24 protein-coding genes are annotated in these 17,848 nt (G+C 65.6%); 14 read left to right on the top strand and 10 right to left on the bottom strand.

Going from position 1 to position 17,848, the window contains the following annotated elements; all coding sequences use genetic code 11:
• Nucleotides 1–15 precede the first annotated feature (15 nt).
• Nucleotides 16–990, top strand: coding sequence for a quinone oxidoreductase family protein (locus tag IP86_RS13155; protein WP_054162983.1), 975 nt, complete (start codon nt 16–18; stop codon nt 988–990).
• A 193-nt stretch (nt 991–1,183) separates the two neighbouring features.
• Here the strand turns inward: IP86_RS13155 and rimO are convergent, their stop codons facing one another.
• The gene (gene rimO / locus IP86_RS13150) at nt 1,184–2,509 is read right to left on the bottom strand and encodes a 30S ribosomal protein S12 methylthiotransferase RimO (protein WP_054162982.1); all 1,326 of its coding nucleotides are present in this window, start codon (nt 2,507–2,509) and stop codon (nt 1,184–1,186) included.
• A 230-nt stretch (nt 2,510–2,739) separates the two neighbouring features.
• Between rimO and IP86_RS28695 the strand changes: the two genes are divergently transcribed.
• Entirely contained in the window at nt 2,740–2,892 is a 153-nt protein-coding gene (locus IP86_RS28695; RefSeq protein WP_156332493.1) for a hypothetical protein, read from the top strand.
• Between the two features lie 15 nt (nt 2,893–2,907).
• Here the strand turns inward: IP86_RS28695 and IP86_RS13145 are convergent, their stop codons facing one another.
• From IP86_RS13145 to pxpB, 3 genes are read right to left on the bottom strand one after another with little or no spacing between them, the layout of a single operon-like run.
• Nucleotides 2,908–3,672 carry a LamB/YcsF family protein gene (locus IP86_RS13145; RefSeq protein ID WP_054162981.1) on the bottom strand — a complete coding sequence of 255 codons (765 nt, stop codon included), beginning with the start codon at nt 3,670–3,672 and terminating at the stop codon, nt 2,908–2,910.
• 30 nt (nt 3,673–3,702) lie between these two features.
• Nucleotides 3,703–4,710, bottom strand: coding sequence for a 5-oxoprolinase subunit C family protein (locus IP86_RS13140; protein WP_054162980.1), 1,008 nt, complete (start codon nt 4,708–4,710; stop codon nt 3,703–3,705).
• Nucleotides 4,707–5,435 carry a 5-oxoprolinase subunit PxpB gene (gene pxpB, locus IP86_RS13135; RefSeq protein ID WP_054162979.1) on the bottom strand — a complete coding sequence of 243 codons (729 nt, stop codon included), beginning with the start codon at nt 5,433–5,435 and terminating at the stop codon, nt 4,707–4,709. Before pxpB ends, IP86_RS13140 begins: the two co-directional genes overlap by 4 nt.
• Nucleotides 5,436–5,667: 232 nt before the next feature.
• Between pxpB and IP86_RS13130 the strand changes: the two genes are divergently transcribed.
• The 6 genes from IP86_RS13130 to IP86_RS13105 all read left to right on the top strand — a co-directional run bounded on the left by IP86_RS13130 (nt 5,668) and on the right by IP86_RS13105 (nt 9,570).
• Nucleotides 5,668–6,381 (top strand): ribonuclease activity regulator RraA, encoded by a 714-nt coding sequence (locus IP86_RS13130; protein WP_054162978.1) that lies wholly within the window; start codon nt 5,668–5,670, stop codon nt 6,379–6,381.
• 21 nt (nt 6,382–6,402) lie between these two features.
• Nucleotides 6,403–6,810, top strand: coding sequence for a (R)-mandelonitrile lyase (locus IP86_RS13125; protein WP_054162977.1), 408 nt, complete (start codon nt 6,403–6,405; stop codon nt 6,808–6,810).
• Between the two features lie 232 nt (nt 6,811–7,042).
• Complete coding sequence (gene dapA, locus IP86_RS13120) at nt 7,043–7,936, top strand: 4-hydroxy-tetrahydrodipicolinate synthase (RefSeq protein WP_054162976.1); 894 nt, start codon at nt 7,043–7,045, stop codon at nt 7,934–7,936.
• A gap of 55 nt (nt 7,937–7,991) precedes the next feature.
• The gene (gene mscL, locus IP86_RS13115) at nt 7,992–8,423 is read left to right on the top strand and encodes a large conductance mechanosensitive channel protein MscL (RefSeq protein ID WP_054162975.1); all 432 of its coding nucleotides are present in this window, start codon (nt 7,992–7,994) and stop codon (nt 8,421–8,423) included.
• A gap of 36 nt (nt 8,424–8,459) precedes the next feature.
• Nucleotides 8,460–8,933: an SsrA-binding protein SmpB gene (gene smpB / locus IP86_RS13110; protein WP_054162974.1), complete on the top strand. Its 474-nt coding sequence runs from the start codon at nt 8,460–8,462 to the stop codon at nt 8,931–8,933.
• 61 nt (nt 8,934–8,994) lie between these two features.
• Entirely contained in the window at nt 8,995–9,570 is a 576-nt protein-coding gene (locus tag IP86_RS13105; RefSeq protein WP_054162973.1) for a peroxiredoxin, read from the top strand.
• Nucleotides 9,571–9,597: 27 nt separating this feature from the next.
• Here IP86_RS13105 and lexA read toward each other — a convergent pair whose 3' ends face one another.
• The gene (lexA, locus tag IP86_RS13100) at nt 9,598–10,305 is read right to left on the bottom strand and encodes a transcriptional repressor LexA (protein ID WP_054163002.1); all 708 of its coding nucleotides are present in this window, start codon (nt 10,303–10,305) and stop codon (nt 9,598–9,600) included.
• Between the two features lie 176 nt (nt 10,306–10,481).
• Nucleotides 10,482–11,693, bottom strand: a complete 1,212-nt coding sequence (locus IP86_RS13095; RefSeq protein WP_054162972.1) for a molybdopterin molybdotransferase MoeA — start codon at nt 11,691–11,693, stop codon at nt 10,482–10,484.
• Between the two features lie 212 nt (nt 11,694–11,905).
• On the opposite strand from IP86_RS13095, the gene IP86_RS13090 reads away from it, so the two are divergent.
• Nucleotides 11,906–12,265, top strand: a complete 360-nt coding sequence (locus IP86_RS13090; protein WP_054162971.1) for a hypothetical protein — start codon at nt 11,906–11,908, stop codon at nt 12,263–12,265.
• Between the two features lie 10 nt (nt 12,266–12,275).
• On the opposite strand, the gene IP86_RS13085 is transcribed toward IP86_RS13090, so the two are convergent.
• Together IP86_RS13085 and IP86_RS13080 are read right to left on the bottom strand one after the other, a co-directional pair.
• Complete coding sequence (locus tag IP86_RS13085; RefSeq protein ID WP_054162970.1) at nt 12,276–12,758, bottom strand: acyl-CoA thioesterase; 483 nt, start codon at nt 12,756–12,758, stop codon at nt 12,276–12,278.
• 29 nt (nt 12,759–12,787) lie between these two features.
• Nucleotides 12,788–13,417: an HAD family hydrolase gene (locus IP86_RS13080; protein ID WP_054162969.1), complete on the bottom strand. Its 630-nt coding sequence runs from the start codon at nt 13,415–13,417 to the stop codon at nt 12,788–12,790.
• A gap of 243 nt (nt 13,418–13,660) precedes the next feature.
• Here IP86_RS13080 and IP86_RS13075 point away from each other — a divergent pair, with 243 nt between their 5' ends.
• Nucleotides 13,661–14,515, top strand: coding sequence for an OmpA/MotB family protein (locus tag IP86_RS13075; protein WP_054162968.1), 855 nt, complete (start codon nt 13,661–13,663; stop codon nt 14,513–14,515).
• Nucleotides 14,516–14,542: 27 nt separating this feature from the next.
• Here the strand turns inward: IP86_RS13075 and IP86_RS13070 are convergent, their stop codons facing one another.
• On the bottom strand, nt 14,543–14,782 hold the full coding sequence (locus IP86_RS13070; protein WP_054162967.1) for a PilZ domain-containing protein: 240 nt from the start codon (nt 14,780–14,782) through the stop codon (nt 14,543–14,545).
• Nucleotides 14,783–14,947: 165 nt separating this feature from the next.
• Nucleotides 14,948–15,448, bottom strand: a complete 501-nt coding sequence (locus IP86_RS13065) for an Hsp20/alpha crystallin family protein (RefSeq protein ID WP_054162966.1) — start codon at nt 15,446–15,448, stop codon at nt 14,948–14,950.
• Nucleotides 15,449–15,680: 232 nt separating this feature from the next.
• Here IP86_RS13065 and IP86_RS13060 point away from each other — a divergent pair, with 232 nt between their 5' ends.
• The 4 genes from IP86_RS13060 (at nt 15,681) to IP86_RS29230 (ending at nt 17,798) form a co-directional block, all read left to right on the top strand.
• Nucleotides 15,681–16,166: a hypothetical protein gene (locus tag IP86_RS13060; protein WP_054162965.1), complete on the top strand. Its 486-nt coding sequence runs from the start codon at nt 15,681–15,683 to the stop codon at nt 16,164–16,166.
• Nucleotides 16,167–16,796: 630 nt separating this feature from the next.
• A complete protein-coding gene (locus tag IP86_RS13055; RefSeq protein WP_156332491.1) occupies nt 16,797–17,414 on the top strand; it encodes a hypothetical protein in 618 nt (205 codons plus the stop codon).
• 2 nt (nt 17,415–17,416) lie between these two features.
• On the top strand, nt 17,417–17,572 hold the full coding sequence (locus IP86_RS29235) for a hypothetical protein (RefSeq protein ID WP_156332490.1): 156 nt from the start codon (nt 17,417–17,419) through the stop codon (nt 17,570–17,572).
• A 31-nt stretch (nt 17,573–17,603) separates the two neighbouring features.
• Nucleotides 17,604–17,798: a hypothetical protein gene (locus IP86_RS29230; RefSeq protein WP_156332489.1), complete on the top strand. Its 195-nt coding sequence runs from the start codon at nt 17,604–17,606 to the stop codon at nt 17,796–17,798.
• The last annotated feature ends 50 nt before the right edge of the window (nt 17,799–17,848 follow it).

The raw sequence follows: 17,848 nt of genomic DNA, 5'->3' as shown, positions 1-17,848 counted from the left end.
CCCGAGGGAACGAGAATGACGAAAGCGGTGCGGGTGCATCAGGTTGGCGGCCCGGAGGCCCTGGTCTACGAGGCTGTCGAGCTGCCGCCGCCGGGAGACGGAGAAGTCCGCATCCGCCAGCATGCCGTGGGTCTGAACTACATCGACGTGTACTTCCGCACCGGCCTGTACAAGGCACCGACGATGCCGTTCGTCGCCGGCAACGAGGCGGCCGGTGAAGTCGTCTCCGTCGGCCCGCACGTCACCAATTTCCATCCCGGCGACCGAGTGGCCTACTACTCCAACCTCGGCGGCTACGCGACCGAGCGCAACATCGAAGCCGCCAAGCTGGTCAAGCTGCCTGACCACATCACCTACGAGCAGGGCGCCGTGCTGATGCTCAAGGGCCTGACGGTGTGGTACCTGCTGCACAAGACCTTCAAGGTCGAGCCCGGCCACCGCGTCCTGATCCACGCCGCCGCCGGCGGCATCGGCCTGCTCGCGTGCCAGTGGGCGCGGGCGCTCGGCGCGCATGTGATCGGCACCGTCGGCTCCAAGGCCAAGGCTGATCTCGCGCTCGCCAATGGCTGCGACCACGTCATCCTCTACAACGAGGAAGACTTCGTCGCGCGGGTCAAACAGATCAGCCGCAACGAATTGTGCGACGTGGTCTACGACGGGGTCGGCAAGACGACCTTTCCAGGCTCGCTGAAGTGCATCAAGCCGCGCGGCCTATTCGTGTCGTTCGGCAACGCCTCCGGTCCGGTGCCGCCGTTCTCGCTCGCCGAGCTCAACGCCCACGGCTCGCTGTTTGCGACCCGGCCGAAGCTCAACGATTACATCGGCACCCGCAAGGAACTGATCGAAGGCGCCGATACGCTGTTCTCCGCGGTGATCGAAGGCAAGCTCCACGTCCCGATCAACCACGCTTATGCGCTAAAAGACGCCGCGAAAGCGCATATCGACCTGGAAGGGCGGGTCACCACAGGCGCGTCGATCTTGAAGCCGTAACCGACCAACCTCGTGTCCCGGACAAGGTGCAGCGCGCAGCGCTGCGCCGCCGATCCGGGACCCCGGTTCTTCCAGCTTCAACCAACTGCAGTCCAGATCAACTGGGACCTCAGGTCACCGGGCCCAGGTTCAGCAGCGCATCACGCCGCAAGTGCGGCGCGCTGCGCAGCATCCGGGGCACGTGCGTTGTGACTCAGAACCCCGCCACAGTCCCGTGCAGATCATACGCGTCGGCGCGGTCGATCTTGGCGGTGACGATTTCGCCGACGCGGAGCGGGCGGCGGCTCGACAAGTACACGCTGCCGTCGATCTCGGGCGCGTCGGCCTTGGAGCGCCCCTTGGCGACGGTCGGGCCGATTTCGTCGATGATCACCTGTTGCCGGGTGCCGACCTTGCGCTTCAGCCGCCGCGCCGAGATCGCCTGCTGGCGGGCCATCAGCCGGTTCCAGCGCTCCTGCTTGACCTCGTCGCTGATCTGATCGAGCAGAGCGTTCGACGGCGCACCGGCGACAGGTTCGTACTTGAACGCGCCGAGGCGGTCGATCTCGGCCTCGTCCAACCAGTCGAGCAAAAATTCGAAGTCGCGTTCGGTCTCGCCGGGGAAGCCGACGATGAAAGTCGAACGCAGCGCCAGCTCCGGGCACTCCGCGCGCCAGCGCTTGATGCGGTCGAGCGTCTTGTCCTGCGCGGCCGGGCGTTTCATCAGCTTGAGCACGTCGGGGCTGGCGTGCTGGAACGGGATGTCGAGATAGGGCAGCACCTTGCCGTCGGCCATCAGCCCGATGACTTCGTCGACATGCGGGTAGGGATAGACGTAGTGCAGCCGCACCCAGGCGCCGAGGTCGCCGAGTTCGCGCGCGAGGTCGATGAACTTGGCGCGGACCGCGCGGTCCTTCCAGGCGCTCTCGGCGTATTTCAGATCGACGCCATAGGCCGAGGTGTCCTGCGAGATCACCAGCAGTTCCTTGACGCCGGCCGCGACCAGCTTCTCGGCCTCGCGCAGCACATCGGCGGCGGAGCGCGAGGCGAGGTCGCCGCGCAGCTTGGGAATGATGCAGAAGCTGCAGCGATTGTTGCAGCCCTCCGAGATCTTCAAATACGCGTAGTGCCGCGGCGTCAGCCGGATGCCTTGCTCCGGGACGAGATCGAGGTGGGGATTGTGCAGCGCAGGCTTGGCACGGTGCACGGCGTCGAGGACGCTCTCATATTGCTGGGGGCCGGTGATCGACAGCACGCCCGGATAGGCCTGCTCGATCTGTTCCGGCTCGGCGCCCATGCAGCCGGTGACGATGACCTTGCCGTTGGCCGCCATCGCTTCGCCGATCGCCGCCAACGACTCCTGCTTGGCGCTGTCGAGGAAGCCGCAGGTGTTCACGATCACGAGATCGGCGCCGTCGTGCTGGCGCGCGAGCTCATAGCCCTCGGCACGCAGACGCGTGATGATCCGCTCGGAATCCACCAAGGCCTTGGGACATCCAAGCGAGACAAAGCTGATTTTTGGCGCGGCGGCCTGCTGCATCGGTCCAAAACTGCCTGATTGAAGGTCCCGAGCTAAACCGGTTCGACGGCGGAGACAAGGCGGTTTCGGCCTCCAAGGGCCTAGAAAGAACGTCGCCTTCGCGGCTGCGGAAGAGAAGATTTCTGCCGGTTCCGGGACCTGCGTGGCACGGGCGTCGTTATTTCGCCGGCCGCCTTGCGGGGCGGCGGATTCGGGCTTTTGTTGTTCCGCGAGAGTTTGGGAGACCCGCGATGACACAGCACGACCGCACGAACGCACCGGCGATCCGCCGCGCTTTGGCGTCGGCCGCGACGGTGCTGAACGTCGACATCCTCGCCGTCAGCGCCGCCTTCGGCATTATCGCCGCAGTCGCGTTCGGAGCGCCGCACCTCCGCCCGTTCTGAGGCGAGACGCGGCGTTCACGTCCGCGCGAAGGGCTCGACCTTGATGCCGTTCTGCTCAAGCAGCTGACGCACGCCGCGGGCGATCTCGACCGCGCCGCTGGTGTCGCCGTGGATACAGACCGTGTCGGTGCGCATCTTGATCACCTTGCCGGTGACCGACACCACGGCACCGTCCTGGGCCATCCGCAGGACTCGCTCGGCAATCGCCGCCGGCTCATGCAGCACGGCGCCGGGCTTGCGGCGGGACACCAGATTGCCGTCGTCCTCATAGGCGCGATCCGCGAACACTTCATGGACCAGAGCCAAGCCTGCGGCTTCGCCGGCAGCGACCAGCTTCGAATTCGCCAGCACCACGAAGATCAGCGACGGATCGACCGCCTTGATCGCTGCCGCGATCGCGCGGGCGGTCATGTCGTCTTCACAGGCGACATTCGACAAAGCGCCGTGTGCCTTCACATGCGTGACCTTGTGGCCGGCCAGCGTGGCGACGGCCTGCAGCGCGCCGATCTGATAGGCGACCAGGTTCTCGATTTCCGCCGCGGTGATGCCGGGCACCGGGCGTCGGCCGAAGCCGTGCAGGTCCCGAAAGCCCGGATGCGCGCCGATCGAGACGCCGTGCCGCTTCGCCATCACCACGGTCTTGTGCATGATGTCGGGGTCGCCGGCGTGGAAGCCGCAGGCGATGTTGACGCTGGTGGCGATGCTCATCATCGCCGCATCGTCGCCCATGCTCCACGCGCCGAAGCCTTCGCCGAGGTCGCAGTTCAGGTCGATCTTCATCTCAGGCCTTTCTTCCAATTAATTCAGTGCTCAGCCATCGAGGGCATCGACTGCGGCGCCGGCGACGTTCGCGGTGGCGAGCGCGTCGAGGTCGAGCGTCACGTGGTGCGCTTCCTGCAGACGATCGGGCAGGGTGCGGATCAGCTTGGCCATCGCCCGATAGGCGGCCTGCGCCTCGCCCATCCCGACCGCGGCGAAGCGGAACGGCTGCCCCGGCTGGCGCTGCGCCAGGCGGCCGAGATCGGCGGTGATCACCGTGGCGATCTTCGGATAGCCGCCGCTGGTGCCGCGATCGGACATCAGCACGATCGGCTGGCCGTTGCCGGGGACCTGGATGCTGCCGTCGACAGTGCCGTCGGAGACGATGTTGTGGCCATGCAGATGGCGGATCGCCGGACCTTCGAGCCGGTAGCCCATCCGGTCGCTCGTCGCGGAGATCTTCCACTCGCCGTCAAGGAACGTCGCGACGGCGTCGCCGAACTCATCGTCCTGCGGCCCGAGTACGACGCGGATCGGATCATCGGCCAGCTTAGGCGGATCGAGCCGGCGCTCGTCGCCGGGCGCAGCCGATTGGGCCGGAATGATATCACCGGCCTGCAGCGGGCGCGGATAGGGACTGCCGAGACCGGCGCGGGCATTGACCGCGAGGCTGCCGAACATCGGCTCGCCCTCGATGCTGCCGGCGATCGCCAAGTAACTGAACACCTGGCTGCGCGCGATGCCGAGGGTCAGCGTCTTGCCTTCGCCGAGAAGGAAGGACTCGTTGAGCAGGATGGCCTTGCCGTCGATGGCTGCGGGCCGCTCGGCGCCGGTGAGGGCGAGGCGCAGCGCGCCGTCCTGGGCCGTGAGCTTGGCGCCGAGTGGTCCCAGTTCGATCGCGGCTGCAAACGGCGTGTTGCCGACCAGGACGTTGGCGGCGGCCAGTGAAAGCCGGTCCATCGCGCCGCTCGGCGTCAGGCCGTAGCGTTGCGCACCATGCCGGCCGCCGTCCTGCACCGAGGTCGCCGGCCCGACGCTGTCGATGACCAGCCGGCTCATGCGGCCACCAGCTCGGCGACGATCTCGCCGGCCTCGGCGGCGCGATCCTGCTCGGCGAATTGCTTGGCGTCGATCGGGCTGAAGCTGATCGTGTCGCCGGGCTCGAGCAGGAAGATCGGATCGCGGTGCAACTGATAGGTCCGAACGGGCGTACGGCCGAGCAGATGCCAGCCGCTGGGACCGGGCAGGCACTGCACGCCGGTCTGCACCCCGCCGATCGAAATCGTGCCGGCGGGCGTCAGCAGTCGCGGCGCCTGGCGACGCGGGATCGCCAGCGCCGGATCGAGCCCGGACAGATACGACCAGCCCGGTGTGAAACCAATCATTGCAACCCGGTAGTCGCCGCTGGCGTGACGCGCGATGAGCGCGTCCGGTGTCGTGTTCAGCGTGGCCGCGGCGTCCTCCAGATCGATGCCGTGCTCGCCGCCGTAGCAGACCGGAATCCGCCAGCGCCGCTGCGCGGTCGTCGCGGTCTCGATCGGCTGTTGCGCCAGCTGCGTCAGCTGTTCTGCGAGCGAACCGAAGCCGATCTGTTCCGGATCGTAGTGCACGAGTAACGAACGATAGGTCGGCACCGTCTCACGCACACCGACGATCGGAGCGGCGCCGAGCAGGCGATCCAGCGCGAGCACGCGGCGGCTCGACTCGTCGCTGATCTCGCGGCCGAAATCGACAGTGATGGCGGAGTCGCCGCTCGGCAACATACGGGGAGTCGTCAGCGCCATGTCTTCTGAACACGCCCCTCTCATTATCGGCGAAGGTCTACGCATAGCGTGTTTTCGGATCGCTTGAAAATCACTTCGTGAACGGCTCACAGCCGATAACTGATTGCCGGAACAACCGATAAGCCATGCTGATCAGGCGTTTGCCGAAGGTCAGCCGAGCGCGAGTTGCAGCTTGACGGGGAGAGGCGCGCCCGCAAGATGCGGCTCCGATCTCTTGAGGAGCTGCGTGCACATGTCACTGACCCCGGAAGCCATCGCCATCCTTGCGCGCGTCTCGACCGCGACCATCACCACGGTGTTGCTGAAGAAGGGGCTTCGCAACGTCTGGCTGCGCGGTGCGCGGCCGCTGCGTCCGGGGCAGCCGCGGCTGGTCGGCGAGGCGTTCACGCTGCGCTTCGTGCCGGCGCGCGAGGACCTCGCCACGCCGGAGTCCTGGGCGTCGCCGATCTCCACCCGCGCGGCGATCGAGGCGATGCCGGAAGGCTGCATCGCGGTGATCGACGCGATGGGCGTCAGCGATGCCGGCGTGTTCGGCGACATCCTGTGCGCCCGCATGGTCAAGCGCGGCATCACTGCGCTGATCACCGACGGCGTGGTCCGCGACCTCGAAGGCGTGCTCGGCACCGGTCTGCCGGTGTGGTGCAACGGCGCGGCGGCGCCGCCCTCGGTGGCCGGCCTCACCTTCGTCGGCTGGGGCGAGCCGATCGGCTGCGGCGGGGTCGCTGTCTTCCCCAAGGACATCATCGTCGCCGATCAGGATGGCGCGGTGCTGATTCCGCAGGCGCTGCTTGACCACGTGCTGGCCGAGGGACCGGAGCAGGAGCGGATGGAAGGCTGGATCGTCGAGGAGGTCAACAACGGCGCGGTGCTGCCCGGCCTGTATCCGATGAACGCCGAAACCAAGGCGCGCTATGCCGCGTTCAAGGAGAAGGCGGGCAAGGCGTAAGCGCCCCGGGGAGGCCAGACCATGGACATCTTCGCAGCCGGCTCCCGACCGACGCAGCGCGCCTCCAGCGACTATTTCACCGGCACGGTGTGGCAGGATCCGATCGTGTCCGCGCCGGCCCCGGCGCGGCTGGCGGCGACCCGCGTGGCCTTCGAGCCGGGCGCCCGCACCGCCTGGCACACTCATCCCCTCGGCCAGACGCTCTATGTGATCGCGGGGGTCGGCCGCATCCAGACGCTCGGCGGCCCGGTCCGGGAGATTCGCGCCGGTGACGTGGTCTGGATTCCGCCGGGCGAGAAGCACTGGCACGGCGCGTCGCCAACCAATGGCATGACCCATATCGCCATGCAGGAGGCTCTGGACGGCAGCTTCGCGACCTGGATGGAGCAGGTCAGTGACGCGGATTACAGCGCGGAACCAGTACCTTAAGCTCAGGGGTTCCAGCGAAGTTGGAGCCGGTCCAACTCGGCCGTCGGTCGTTTCGACGGAACTTGAAAATCGGAGGCTAAGACCTTCGAACTCCGTCATCCTTGCCCGGAGCGTTCGCATCCGCAAGCGAGCGTCGCTGGCGTTTCCGTCGTAACGTCAGGTCTTTCGCCGCTGTCGCGGACTCGTTATGAAGGCGGTTCGTTTGCAGGCGATGCGCGTCAGGAGAATACCAATGGCAGCCAAGGCGAATTTCCGGGGGTCGTTTACCGCCATGGTCACGCCGTTCAAGAAAGACGGATCGCTGGACGAGGGCGCATTTCGTTCGCTGGTCAACTGGCAGATCGAAGAGGGCACCCATGGTCTGGTGCCGGTCGGCACCACCGGCGAGAGCCCGACACTGAGCCATGACGAGCACCACAAGGTGGTCGAATGGTGCGTCGAGGAGGCCAGGGGCCGGGTGCCGGTGATCGCCGGGGCTGGATCGAATTCGACCCGTGAGGCGGTCGAACTTGCCAAGCACGCCGAGAAGGCCGGAGCCCAGGCGGTGCTGGTGGTGACGCCGTATTACAACAAGCCGACCCAGGAAGGCATGTATCAGCACTTCAAGGCGGTGAACGATGCGATCGGCATCCCGATCATCATCTACAACATCCCGCCGCGCTCGGTGGTCGACATGTCGGTCGACACCATGAGCCGGCTGTACGAGCTGAACAACATCGCCGGGGTCAAGGACGCTACCGCCAATCTCGGCCGCGTGTCGCAGCAGCGCCATGCGATGGGCGCCGACTTCCTGCAGCTCTCCGGCGAGGACATGACCGCGCTGGCCTATATGGCGGCGGGCGGCCATGGTTGCATCTCGGTGGTGTCGAACGTGGCGCCGAAGCTGTGCTCGGACCTGATGGGCGCGGTGTTCGGGGGCGACTATGCGGGCGCGCTGAAGATCCAGGATCGGCTGGTGCCGCTGCACGACGCGGTGTTCAAGGAGCCGGGCGTCGCCGGCGCCAAGCACGGCCTGACGCTGCTCGGCCGAATCCACGAAGAGGTGCGGCTGCCGCTGATGCCGGTGACCGAACCGACCGGCAAGGTGATCCGCGCGGCGATGATGCACGCCGGCTTGCTGAACTGATCTCCGGCGCCTGCTTCGGTCGGGCGCCGACCATAACAAGCTTGGGGGAGACGCGATGCTGAAGGAATTTCGCGAGTTCGCGATGAAGGGCAATGTCGTCGACCTCGCGGTCGGCGTCATCATCGGCGCGGCGTTCGGCGCGATCGTCTCTTCGCTGGTCGGCGACGTGATCATGCCGATCATCGGATCGATCACCGGCGGCCTCGACTTCTCGAACTACTTCACGCCGTTGTCTAAAGCGGTGACGGCGAACACGCTGGTCGAGGCCAAGAAGCAAGGCGCGGTGCTGGCGTGGGGCAATTTCCTGACTTTGACGCTGAACTTCCTGATCGTCGCTTTCGTGTTGTTCATGGTGGTGCGGGCGATGAACCGGCTGAAGCGCAAGGACGAGGCGAAGCCAGCCGAGCCGGCGAAGCCGACCCGGGAGCAGGAACTGCTCAGCGAGATTCGCGATATTCTGAAAAGCGGCAACCGTCCGCAGGTCTGACCTGCAGCGGGGCGGCGATTACGAGGTTCAGCCGCAATGGCCGACAAGAACGAACGCCCGATCAAGGTCGTGGCCGAGAACCGCAAGGCGCGGTTCAACTATGCGATCGAGGACACCATCGAGGCCGGCATCTCGCTCACCGGCACCGAGGTGAAGTCGGTGCGCAGCGGTAAGTCGACGATCGCAGAATCTTACGCTGATTCGCGCGGCGGCGAGATCTGGCTGATCAACGCCACGATTCCCGAATACCTGCAGGCCAACCGCTTCAATCACGAGCCGAAGCGGCCGCGTAAGCTTCTGCTGCATCGCAAGCAGATCAACAAGCTGATGGGCGCGGTCGAGCGGCAGGGCATGACGCTGATTCCGTTGAAGCTGTATTTCAACGAAAAGGGCCGGGCCAAGCTGCTGCTGGCGCTGGCCAAGGGCAAGCAACTGCACGACAAGCGCGAGACCGAGAAGAAACGCGACTGGAGCCGCGAAAAGGGCCGGTTGCTGAGGGCACGCGGCTGATCGCGCGACGTGGACTGTGGCTGCCGGAAATGCGTGCCCATCACGGGCGGGAGAAGCGAGAATGGCACAGCCCAATCTGCAGGACGTCGATTGGTCCCTGATTCCGGCCCCGGCCGATGACGGCGCGGCCGCGCATCTGCCGGGCATGACGCTGCCGTCGGTGTCGCTGCCTGCCACCAGTGGCGACACCGTCGATCTGTCGAAGCTGCGGGGACGCACGGTTGTGTTTGGCTATCCGCGGACCGGAGTGCCGGGGCAGATCTCGCCGGTGGACGACTGGGACATGATCCCCGGCGCGCGCGGCTGCACGCCGCAAACCTGCTCGTTTCGGGACTTGTACGCCGAGCTGACAGCGGCCGGCGCCTCGCAGGTCTTCGGCCTGTCGACGCAGAGCACCGCCTATCAGCGCGAAATGGCGACGCGGCTGCACCTGCCGTTTCCGGTGCTGTCGGACGAGAGGCTCGCGCTCGCGACCGCCGCGCGATTGCCGACCATGCAGGTCGCCGACATGACGCTGCTGAAGCGCATCGCGCTCATCATCGACGACGGCCGTGTCAGCCACGTGTTCTATCCGGTGTTTCCACCGGACCGGAATGCAGCCGACGTGTTGGACTGGCTCAAGACTCACCAGCTCTGAGATCGCGCCGTTCGAGGGCGGTCGCGATTAGTACTTGCGATACAGGCCGACCAGCTTGCCCTGAATGCGGACGCGGTTCGGCGGCAGGATACGGACCTCGTAGGCGGCGTTGGCGGGCTCCAGCGCGATCGACGCGCCGCGGCGGCGGAAGCGCTTCAGTGTCGCTTCCTCCTCGTCGATCAATGCCACCACGATGTCGCCGGTATCGGCGCTCTCGTTGCGCTGGATCAGCGCCATGTCGCCGTCGAGGATGCCGGCTTCCACCATCGAATCGCCGCGTACTTCCAGCGCGTAATGCTCGCCGGCACCGAGCATCTCGGGCGGCACGCTGATGGTATGGCTTCGCGTCTGCAGCGCCTCGATTGGCGTACCGGCGGCGATTCGGCCCATCACCGGCACGGCGACGTTGCGGTCGGTCTCATGTTCGACCGGCTGCGGGCTGGGCGGCCGCACCTTGCCGAGATTGCCTTCGATCACGCTCGGGGTGAACCCGCGCCGCGCCCCGCCGGCGTTGCCGCCGAGATCTGGCAGCTTGATGACCTCGATTGCGCGTGCCCGATTTGGCAGTCGGCGGATGAAGCCGCGCTCTTCGAGCGCCGTGATCAGGCGGTGGATTCCGGACTTGGAACGCAGGTCCAGCGCGTCCTTCATCTCGTCGAAGGAGGGCGGCACCCCGGCTTCCTTCAAACGCTCGTTGATGAATTTCAGCAGCTCGAATTGTTTGCGCGTCAGCATCCCGACCATTCCCCAATCTGGCGACGATCGCCATCTCGTCCGTCATCACCATGCGTCATCACGTCGTGAAGCGAGGTAATGAGGCGACATGAATCGAAACAAATCATGAACGAACACTATCTGTTCGGTATGTGTTCTGCAACCTCTTAATTTGGGGTCAACAAATTCATCGTTCGCTATAGGGGGAGCTTAAGGATGTGACAGCTCGCGCCGGCCGCGCTGGCTGGGGCATGGGGCGGCCGGATGATCAGCGCCTGCGCGGCCGACAGCCGCGCCAGCAGCGACGAGTCCTGACGGTCGACGGGCGTCGCGATCAGGCGGCCGTCGTCGCCCGCTTGCAGATGCGCCCGCAGATAGTCTTCGCGCTGGTCATTGGCGGTGAGTTCGACGCCGAGCGCCGCCGGTTCGCGACGATGCATCACTTCGGTCATCCCTGACAGCGCGCGCAGCAACGGCACCATGAACAGGAAGGCGCAGACATAGGACGACACCGGATTGCCGGGCAGCCCGATCACCCGCATCGGGCCGAGCCTTCCGTGCATCATCGGCTTGCCGGGCCGCATCGCGATCTTCCAGAACGCGATCTGCGTGCCTTCCGCTTCCAGCGACTGCTTGACGAGATCGTGGTCGCCCGCCGAGGCTCCGCCGGTGGTAACCAGCACGTCGACGCCGAGATCGCGAGCCTTGCGGATCGCCGCGGTAGTCGCTTCGACCGTATCGCCGGCGATGCCGAGGTCGATCACCTCGGCGCCTTCGCTGCGCGCCAGCGCGCGCAGCGCGTAGCCGTTCGAATACACGATCTGGCCCGGCTGCAGGCTGCTGCCCGGCATCACCAGCTCGTCGCCGGTGGCGAGCATCGCCACGCGGGGCCGGCGATACACCGGCAGCGCCGGATGGTTCATGCCGGCGGCGAGTGCGAGGTCGCGGTCGTTCAGCCGATGTCCGGCATGCAGCAGAGTCTCGCCTTCAGTGAAGTCCACGCCGGCCGGCCGGATGTGACGGCCGGGGCGGGCAGCCTCGGTGATGGTCACCTGATCGCCGTCTCGCACCGTGTCTTCCTGGATCACCACGGCGTCGGCCCCATCCGGGATGACGCCACCGGTGAAGATTCGCAGCGCCTGGCCGGGGCCGACGCCGAGCGCGGCCGGCTTGCCGGCGGCGATCTCGCCGATCACGGTCAGCCGCGCCGGCGCAGTCGCGGCGTCCGCGGCGCGCACCGCATAGCCGTCCATCGCCGACATCGCCTGCGGCGGCTGGGTGCGCAGTGCCGCAAGATCGCGTGCCAGCACGCGGCCATGGGCATCCTCGAGGGCGACCGCCTCGGTGGCGAGGCCTGCGGCGCCATTCAGCACCGCAGCCAGCGCGTCGGCAACCGGCATCAGCGCCATTGGCAGACTCCGGAGCGGGCGAGCGATGATTGCAGTCGGAGAAGATGAAAACAGCTCATACTTCGGCTTTAGGTGCGCCGCGCCGCTTGCGCAAGATGCACCGCAGCACTCGGTGCGACGGTCCGCCCAACGAAATCCTAATTGTCGGCCCGGGCCGCGCGGCGGTAGGAACCACTCGTCGCGGGCGTTGTGGCCGGCAGTGGAGCGTGCAGATGGGTGACGATTTTGCCAAATGGCTGCTGCGAATTGTCGGCGTGATCGGGCTGATCGCGTTCGGCACCACCTATGCGGTCCGCCACGACTGGAGCAAAGGCTGGATGCCGTCGGCCAATCCGGACTACGCGCCGCCGGCGGCGAGTGCGCCCGAAGCGGTGGCCGCTGCGCCTTCTGCCGCACCAACGCAGACGCCGGCACCGGCGAGTGCACCGGCGGTTGCGTCAGCGGCCACGGCCCCGTCCGCGGTCGCCGCACCGGCTGTGTCGCGCGCGGCCACGCCGTGCCAGCCGATCGGCCGCACCGCCAAGGGTGAGCTGGTGTATTCGATGGACTGCCGGTCGCTGCCGGCGCAGTAGCGTCGGTTCGTCACGCCCGATCGGGAGGCGCTTCGTCTTTCGGCCGCACCATCACCGGCAAATAAATCGCGGCAAACTCCGGCGGCAGGCGGCGAGGGCGGCCGCTCGACATCTCGATGCAGACCAGTTGCCAACGGCCGCGCATCACGGTGGCGCCGTCGCGCAGCCGGATCAGCTGGAAGCGCCGCTCCATCACCAATTTGCCGTCGCTGCCGTAGATCCAGGTGCCGAGCAGCAACTCATCGCCCAAGTGGCTCGGCAGCAGATAGTCGTATTCGCCGCGCCGGATCGCCATCGCACGGTCGAGCCGTTCCCAGTCGGCGAGCGCCAGACCCAGCGCTTCGGAATGCGCCCAGCCGACGCTGTCGCACCAGCGGACATAGACCGAGTTGTTGGTGTGATTGAGCCCGTCGATGTCGGCCGGACCTGGCACCAGCGTCAGCGTGAACGGGTTCGGATGATCCCAGGCGAGGTCGGTCGCAGCATCTGTCATGGCTACTCGTCAGCAGTCAGTCGGGCTGTTCACGGCAACCCGAGTTGATCGAGCGCCTGCGCCACATCCGCGCTGGAGCGGACGTGCACCGCCTTGAGGCCGTGCCGGCGCGCGGCTTCGATGTTTTCGGCCAGATCGTCGAAGAACACAATGCGCTCCGGGCGCACGCCGATCTGCTTCACGACGTGGTCGTAAGCTTCGGCGTTCGGCTTGCGCAGCCCGATCCGCGACGACAGGAACAGCTCGCGGAAGTGCACCAGCAGATGCGCATAATGTTCGGAGAAATGCGCGATGTGCGCATCGTTGGTGTTGGAGAGCGCGTAGAGCGGCAGGTGCTGCGCGGCGCGCGCGAGCAGCGGTGCGATGCCGGGCATCTCGCCGATGAAGATCGCGTTCCAGCCGTCCCGCAGCGCGTCGTCGGAGAGCTTCAATCCCAGCGTGTCGCGCACCGCCGCGAAGAATTCGGCTTCGGTGACTTGCCCGGTCTCATAGCGGTGAAAGGTGTCGTTGGCCGCCAGCCGTTTCATCATCGCCGACGGGTCGGTACCGAGTTCGACGGCCCAGGCCTTCAGCGTACGTGCGAGATCGAAATCGATTACCACGCGGCCGAGGTCGAACAGCAGCGCATCGACCGCGCCGGGGGCTAAAGAGGTTGTCATGCCGAAGACCTAGCAGGAACGCAGCGCCGAGGCGAGATGCCGACGGAAGTCTAGTATGGTCCGGAAACATTGAGGAACAACGACAACCGTTTGTTCATGCGTACCATTCTAGAACAGCGAAGCTGCGCGGCGAGGCCGTCTCCGAGGCCCGATGCACGCGGCGCCGGATCCATCAGCGGCGATCGCCATGCGCGTCGGACTTCATCGCTCGTTTGCCAAGTGCTCGATGTCGGATCATCTCCGATGCTGAGCGGGAGTGGTCGCGCCGGAGGCAAGAAGAAGGTCGAGGACGATCATCCCGCCGGGCACGGGTGGTTCGTGACGTTCGCCGATCTGATGGGGCTCCTCGTCAGCTTCTTCCTCGTGCTGGTGTCGTTCTCGACTCAGGATCTGCGCAAGATGCAGATCGTGGCCGGCTCGATGCGCGACGCGTTCGGCGTGCAGCAGGAGTCGCGCTATTCGGGCGTGCTGGAGACCGACGGCGTGCCGGTCCAGGGCAAGGTCCGCAGCAAACAGAACGTCGCTCCCGATCAGTCGAGCGCCACGCCGTATCGTGAAGACGCCGGTGGCGCCAGCAGCGCGGCCTCGCAAGCCAAGGCGGAGCGTGAATTCGCGCTCGCATCCGCGTCGCTCCGCCAGGCCCTGCAGGACTCGCCCGAACTGGCCGAATTGTCGAAGAACGTGGTGTTCGAGGAAACCCCCGCTGGCCTCAATCTCGAACTGACCGATCAGGACGGCCGGCCGATGTTTCCGGATGGGTCGGCGGTGCCCTACGAAAACGCGCGCCTGCTGATCGCGCGGCTCGCCGGGCCGCTGCGTGCGACGGCGCTTCGCATCGCGATTGTCGGCCACACTGCGGCCGTCGCGGTGGCGGCCAGCGACGACTATGACGCCTTCGACCTCTCCACCGGCCGCGCCAATGCGGTCCGCCAGATTCTCAAGCGCGAGGGGCTGCCGGCGAGCCGGGTGATGTCGGTGGCCGGCAAAGGCGACGGCGAGCCGCTGTTTCCGGAGGCGCCGACGATTGCGGCCAACCGCCGGGTGACCATCAGCCTGCTACGCGAAAACCCGCCGCTGCCGCCGGACCTGCAGCGCTGAGCGCGAACGGAACGCCAACAGTCGGCCTCAGAAGGCGACGCCGACGCGGCGATCGCGCTTCCAGACCATGCGACATTTCTTCTTCGTGCCGCCGTGCAGAAGTTCGAACCGCGACGGCAGGCTGATATCGGAGTTCAGCTCCACACAGGCACCGCCGGCGGAGTAATCGACCACGTTGCAGGACACGACCGGCAGCTTGGGGCCCACGATCAGGCTCCCCGCGCTCGCATTCGGCCGCACACGCGCAAATCGTCGCTCTTGTCTCATCACCAACTCTCGCCCCGCCGGTGAAAATACCTCTGTCGAGCGACTACACCCTGAAGTTGTTAAATTCTGTTTGCGCCGATACTGAGCGCCCCGGGACAAGGCGGGAGCGTCCCGGGGCGAACTGCGGGATGATGAACAGATCGTTTCGGCGCGTTCCACCGGCGATCACTTGCCGGGCTGGATTGCGATTCGCTTGGCGGAGGACGGTGCAGGCCCGTTCTTCGGCAAGGTTACCGTCAGGAGACCGTTCTTGAACGAGGCACTGACCTTGTCGGCCGCGATCGCGGCGTCGAGCGGGATCCGGCGCTCGAACTTGCCGTAGAAGTGCTCGCTGAACTGCTTGTCCTTGTCTTCCGTCGCCGATGTCTTCTCGCCTCGGATCGTCAGCGCGCCGTCATCGAGCAGGACCTCGATGTCCTTTTCCTCCATGCCGGGGACTTCGGCCGAGACCGTCAGCTCTTTTTCGGTATCGGCGATTTCCAGCTTCGGCCAGGAACTGCCGAGGGCCGGAAAGCGGTTTGCAAGGGCCGGCGCATCGAAGCCGCGGAAAACGTCATCGAACAGCCGGTTCATTTCGCGGTGCAGCGACAGAAAGGGATCGCCGTTGAACGACGGCACAGCGGGCTGACTGCCGCGGCTCCAGGGGATGATGTCTCGCATGTTCATGGATGCCTCCTCACTTCAGTCTTGATCATCCGATCACGGAAATCAGGAAAGCGCACCGCGCCGTAGCGGGCGCGCTGATCGATCTGGGATCGCGTCGTTCGCCGTCAAGAGGGAGCTGGTAAGCGGATGGAGAGAAGCGCGAAATTTTTCTCGGCGGGGACTTGAAAGCCGTTCTGGTCTTTCTAATTTTCGAACCGTCCCGTTCTGAAAGGAGTAGCTCGGGAGGATTGCTATGCACAGTACGACCGAAACGGCTCTGGACCGCCGCCATGTTCCGGGCCTCGACCACACCGCCTTGCAAAACCCGGCTGCGGGGTACGACCATCCCGATCAGGTGCTGCGCGACGACGCGCTGAGCACGTCTGAGAAGCGGGCCATTCTCTCCTCATGGGCGTCGGACGCCAATGCGATCGAGCAGCAGCCTTGGCTGCGCGCCGTGCCCGGAACGGGCCGGACGGTTGCGCTCGCCGCCATTCTGGCCGCGCTACGCCGGCTCGACGACGACGAACCGCCGCCGAAAGGCGGAGCGGCGGTTCGGCCGAGCGGCCTCGGTGATCGCGACGACAGCCTGTCGTTCGAGCGAAGCGAGCCAGTGGGGAGGAGGCATTATGGTCTGGCGAAACATTCAAACTACGTTCGATCCCGCGCGCTGCCCCGTCTGTGGCGCGACGATGCGGCTCGCGTGCGTCGAGCCGCGGCCGGTCGGGCGCAGTTTTGAGTTCGAGCGCCACACCTATCATTGCGAAGACTGCGCCAATACCAGCCGCTTCGTGATCGACCGTCAGGCGATCGAAGCGATGTCGGCGTAGCAACAACGCGGACGGTCGCGGCGATCAGCTCCCCGCTGACCGCCGCGACGGCTGCGCGTACACATCTGATGACCTCGGCACACCTGGTACCAGCAAAGCGACCAGTGTCGCGCCGCCATATCGTGCGGACCGCCAAACCACATTCCGGTCCGTTGCAGCTGATGTCTCTGGTACCAACATTGGACTGATCTCTGTTGCAGAAACGTCGCAACGTGTCGCGACCTTTGGCGCGAGCAGAATTTGCATTTGCAATTTCTGGTCTCATGAGATTGGATCCGCCGATATAGTTATTCTTTTTTAATTAGTTGTCGCGAGCCAATACCATGTTTGTGGATCGTATATTGCCGCTTTGCGTCGCAGCATTGTTGACGGGGTGTGGGACTTACGTTCCGGGCATTCAGGAGCCCCCCGGTGACGCGGCCGACGAACAGGCGCTCATCAATAGCATCGTGCACAATGTGAAGTGCGAGCTGCGCGACTCCTTCGCTGCGGTCTACGCAGCGCATCCGCGCACAGTGCTGGACAATTGGGGCGTTCAGATGAGCCTCAATTTTACGATGGGCGAGAACAGCGCAGCCAATCCGAACGCCATTTGGTTTCCGCCGGGCGCGGCCACGTCGATTTTCAGTCTCGCCGGAGGCGCCAACCTGTCGTCCGACGCCACTCGGATCAACAAGGTCGGCGCGTTCTACACCGTCCGCGAGCTACGCGAGCTGAAGGAATGCGAACCCGGCGAGCGGCCGGGCGGCTGGATGCTGATGCAGAGCGATCTGAAGCTACGCGACTGGTTGTTCGACAATCTCTCGCTCAGCAGCTCCGGCCTGATCAATTTCCGGCGCTACAAGCCCGACGGCACGGGTGTGAACGTCCTGTCGCACGAAGTGAAATTCGAGATCGTGACCAAGGGCAACATCACGCCGTCCTGGAAACTGGCGCGCGTCACGGTCAACCCATCGGGATCATTGTTGTCGGCGAGCCGAACGCGCACCCACGACCTGATCCTCACGCTGGGGCCGACGGTGATCGTGCCACCGCCGCCCGGCCGGCCGCAACTCGTCTCGACAGTGGTGCCGGCGCGCGCCGCCGCTGAGGCGCACTTGTCATCGGAAATCGGTCTCGCCGTATCGAACGGCATCCGGAACGCCCGCTTGCAATAGCCTTGCATCGCATCGTCGAAGGAGGTCGCAATGGTCAAGAAGGCAAAGAAGGCAAAGAAGGCAAAGAAGGCGGGCACGGCACCATCAGCCCGGAAGTCGCGGAGCGCGCCTGCCAAAAAGACCGCGAAGCGGGCCAAGACGGCCGGCAGGACGCTTGAGAAGGCGGCGGCCAGCGGTCGCATCTGGAGCATGAGCGCACCGACAGTTGCGCTGAAGCTGTCGATCAACGAGGCCTTGGCGCTGCCGCGGTTCGCCTGTCAGAAGACCGCAGTTGCGGGCGTTTGCCTGCTGTTCGAGTACAACAATCGATCCAAGCAATACGACAAGCTGATCGGCCGGACCGACTGCAGCAGCTGTACGCATTTCATCGAGCCGATCGAGTGACGCAGCGCCCGACCGTCAAGGTCCCATGGGGAAATGGTGAGACTGCTACC

This window comes from Rhodopseudomonas sp. AAP120 (genome assembly GCF_001295845.1).
GTDB lineage: Bacteria > Pseudomonadota > Alphaproteobacteria > Rhizobiales > Xanthobacteraceae > Rhodopseudomonas.
Note: the sequence above shows the minus strand (reverse complement) of the source record. Positions and strands in the feature narration are given on the sequence as shown.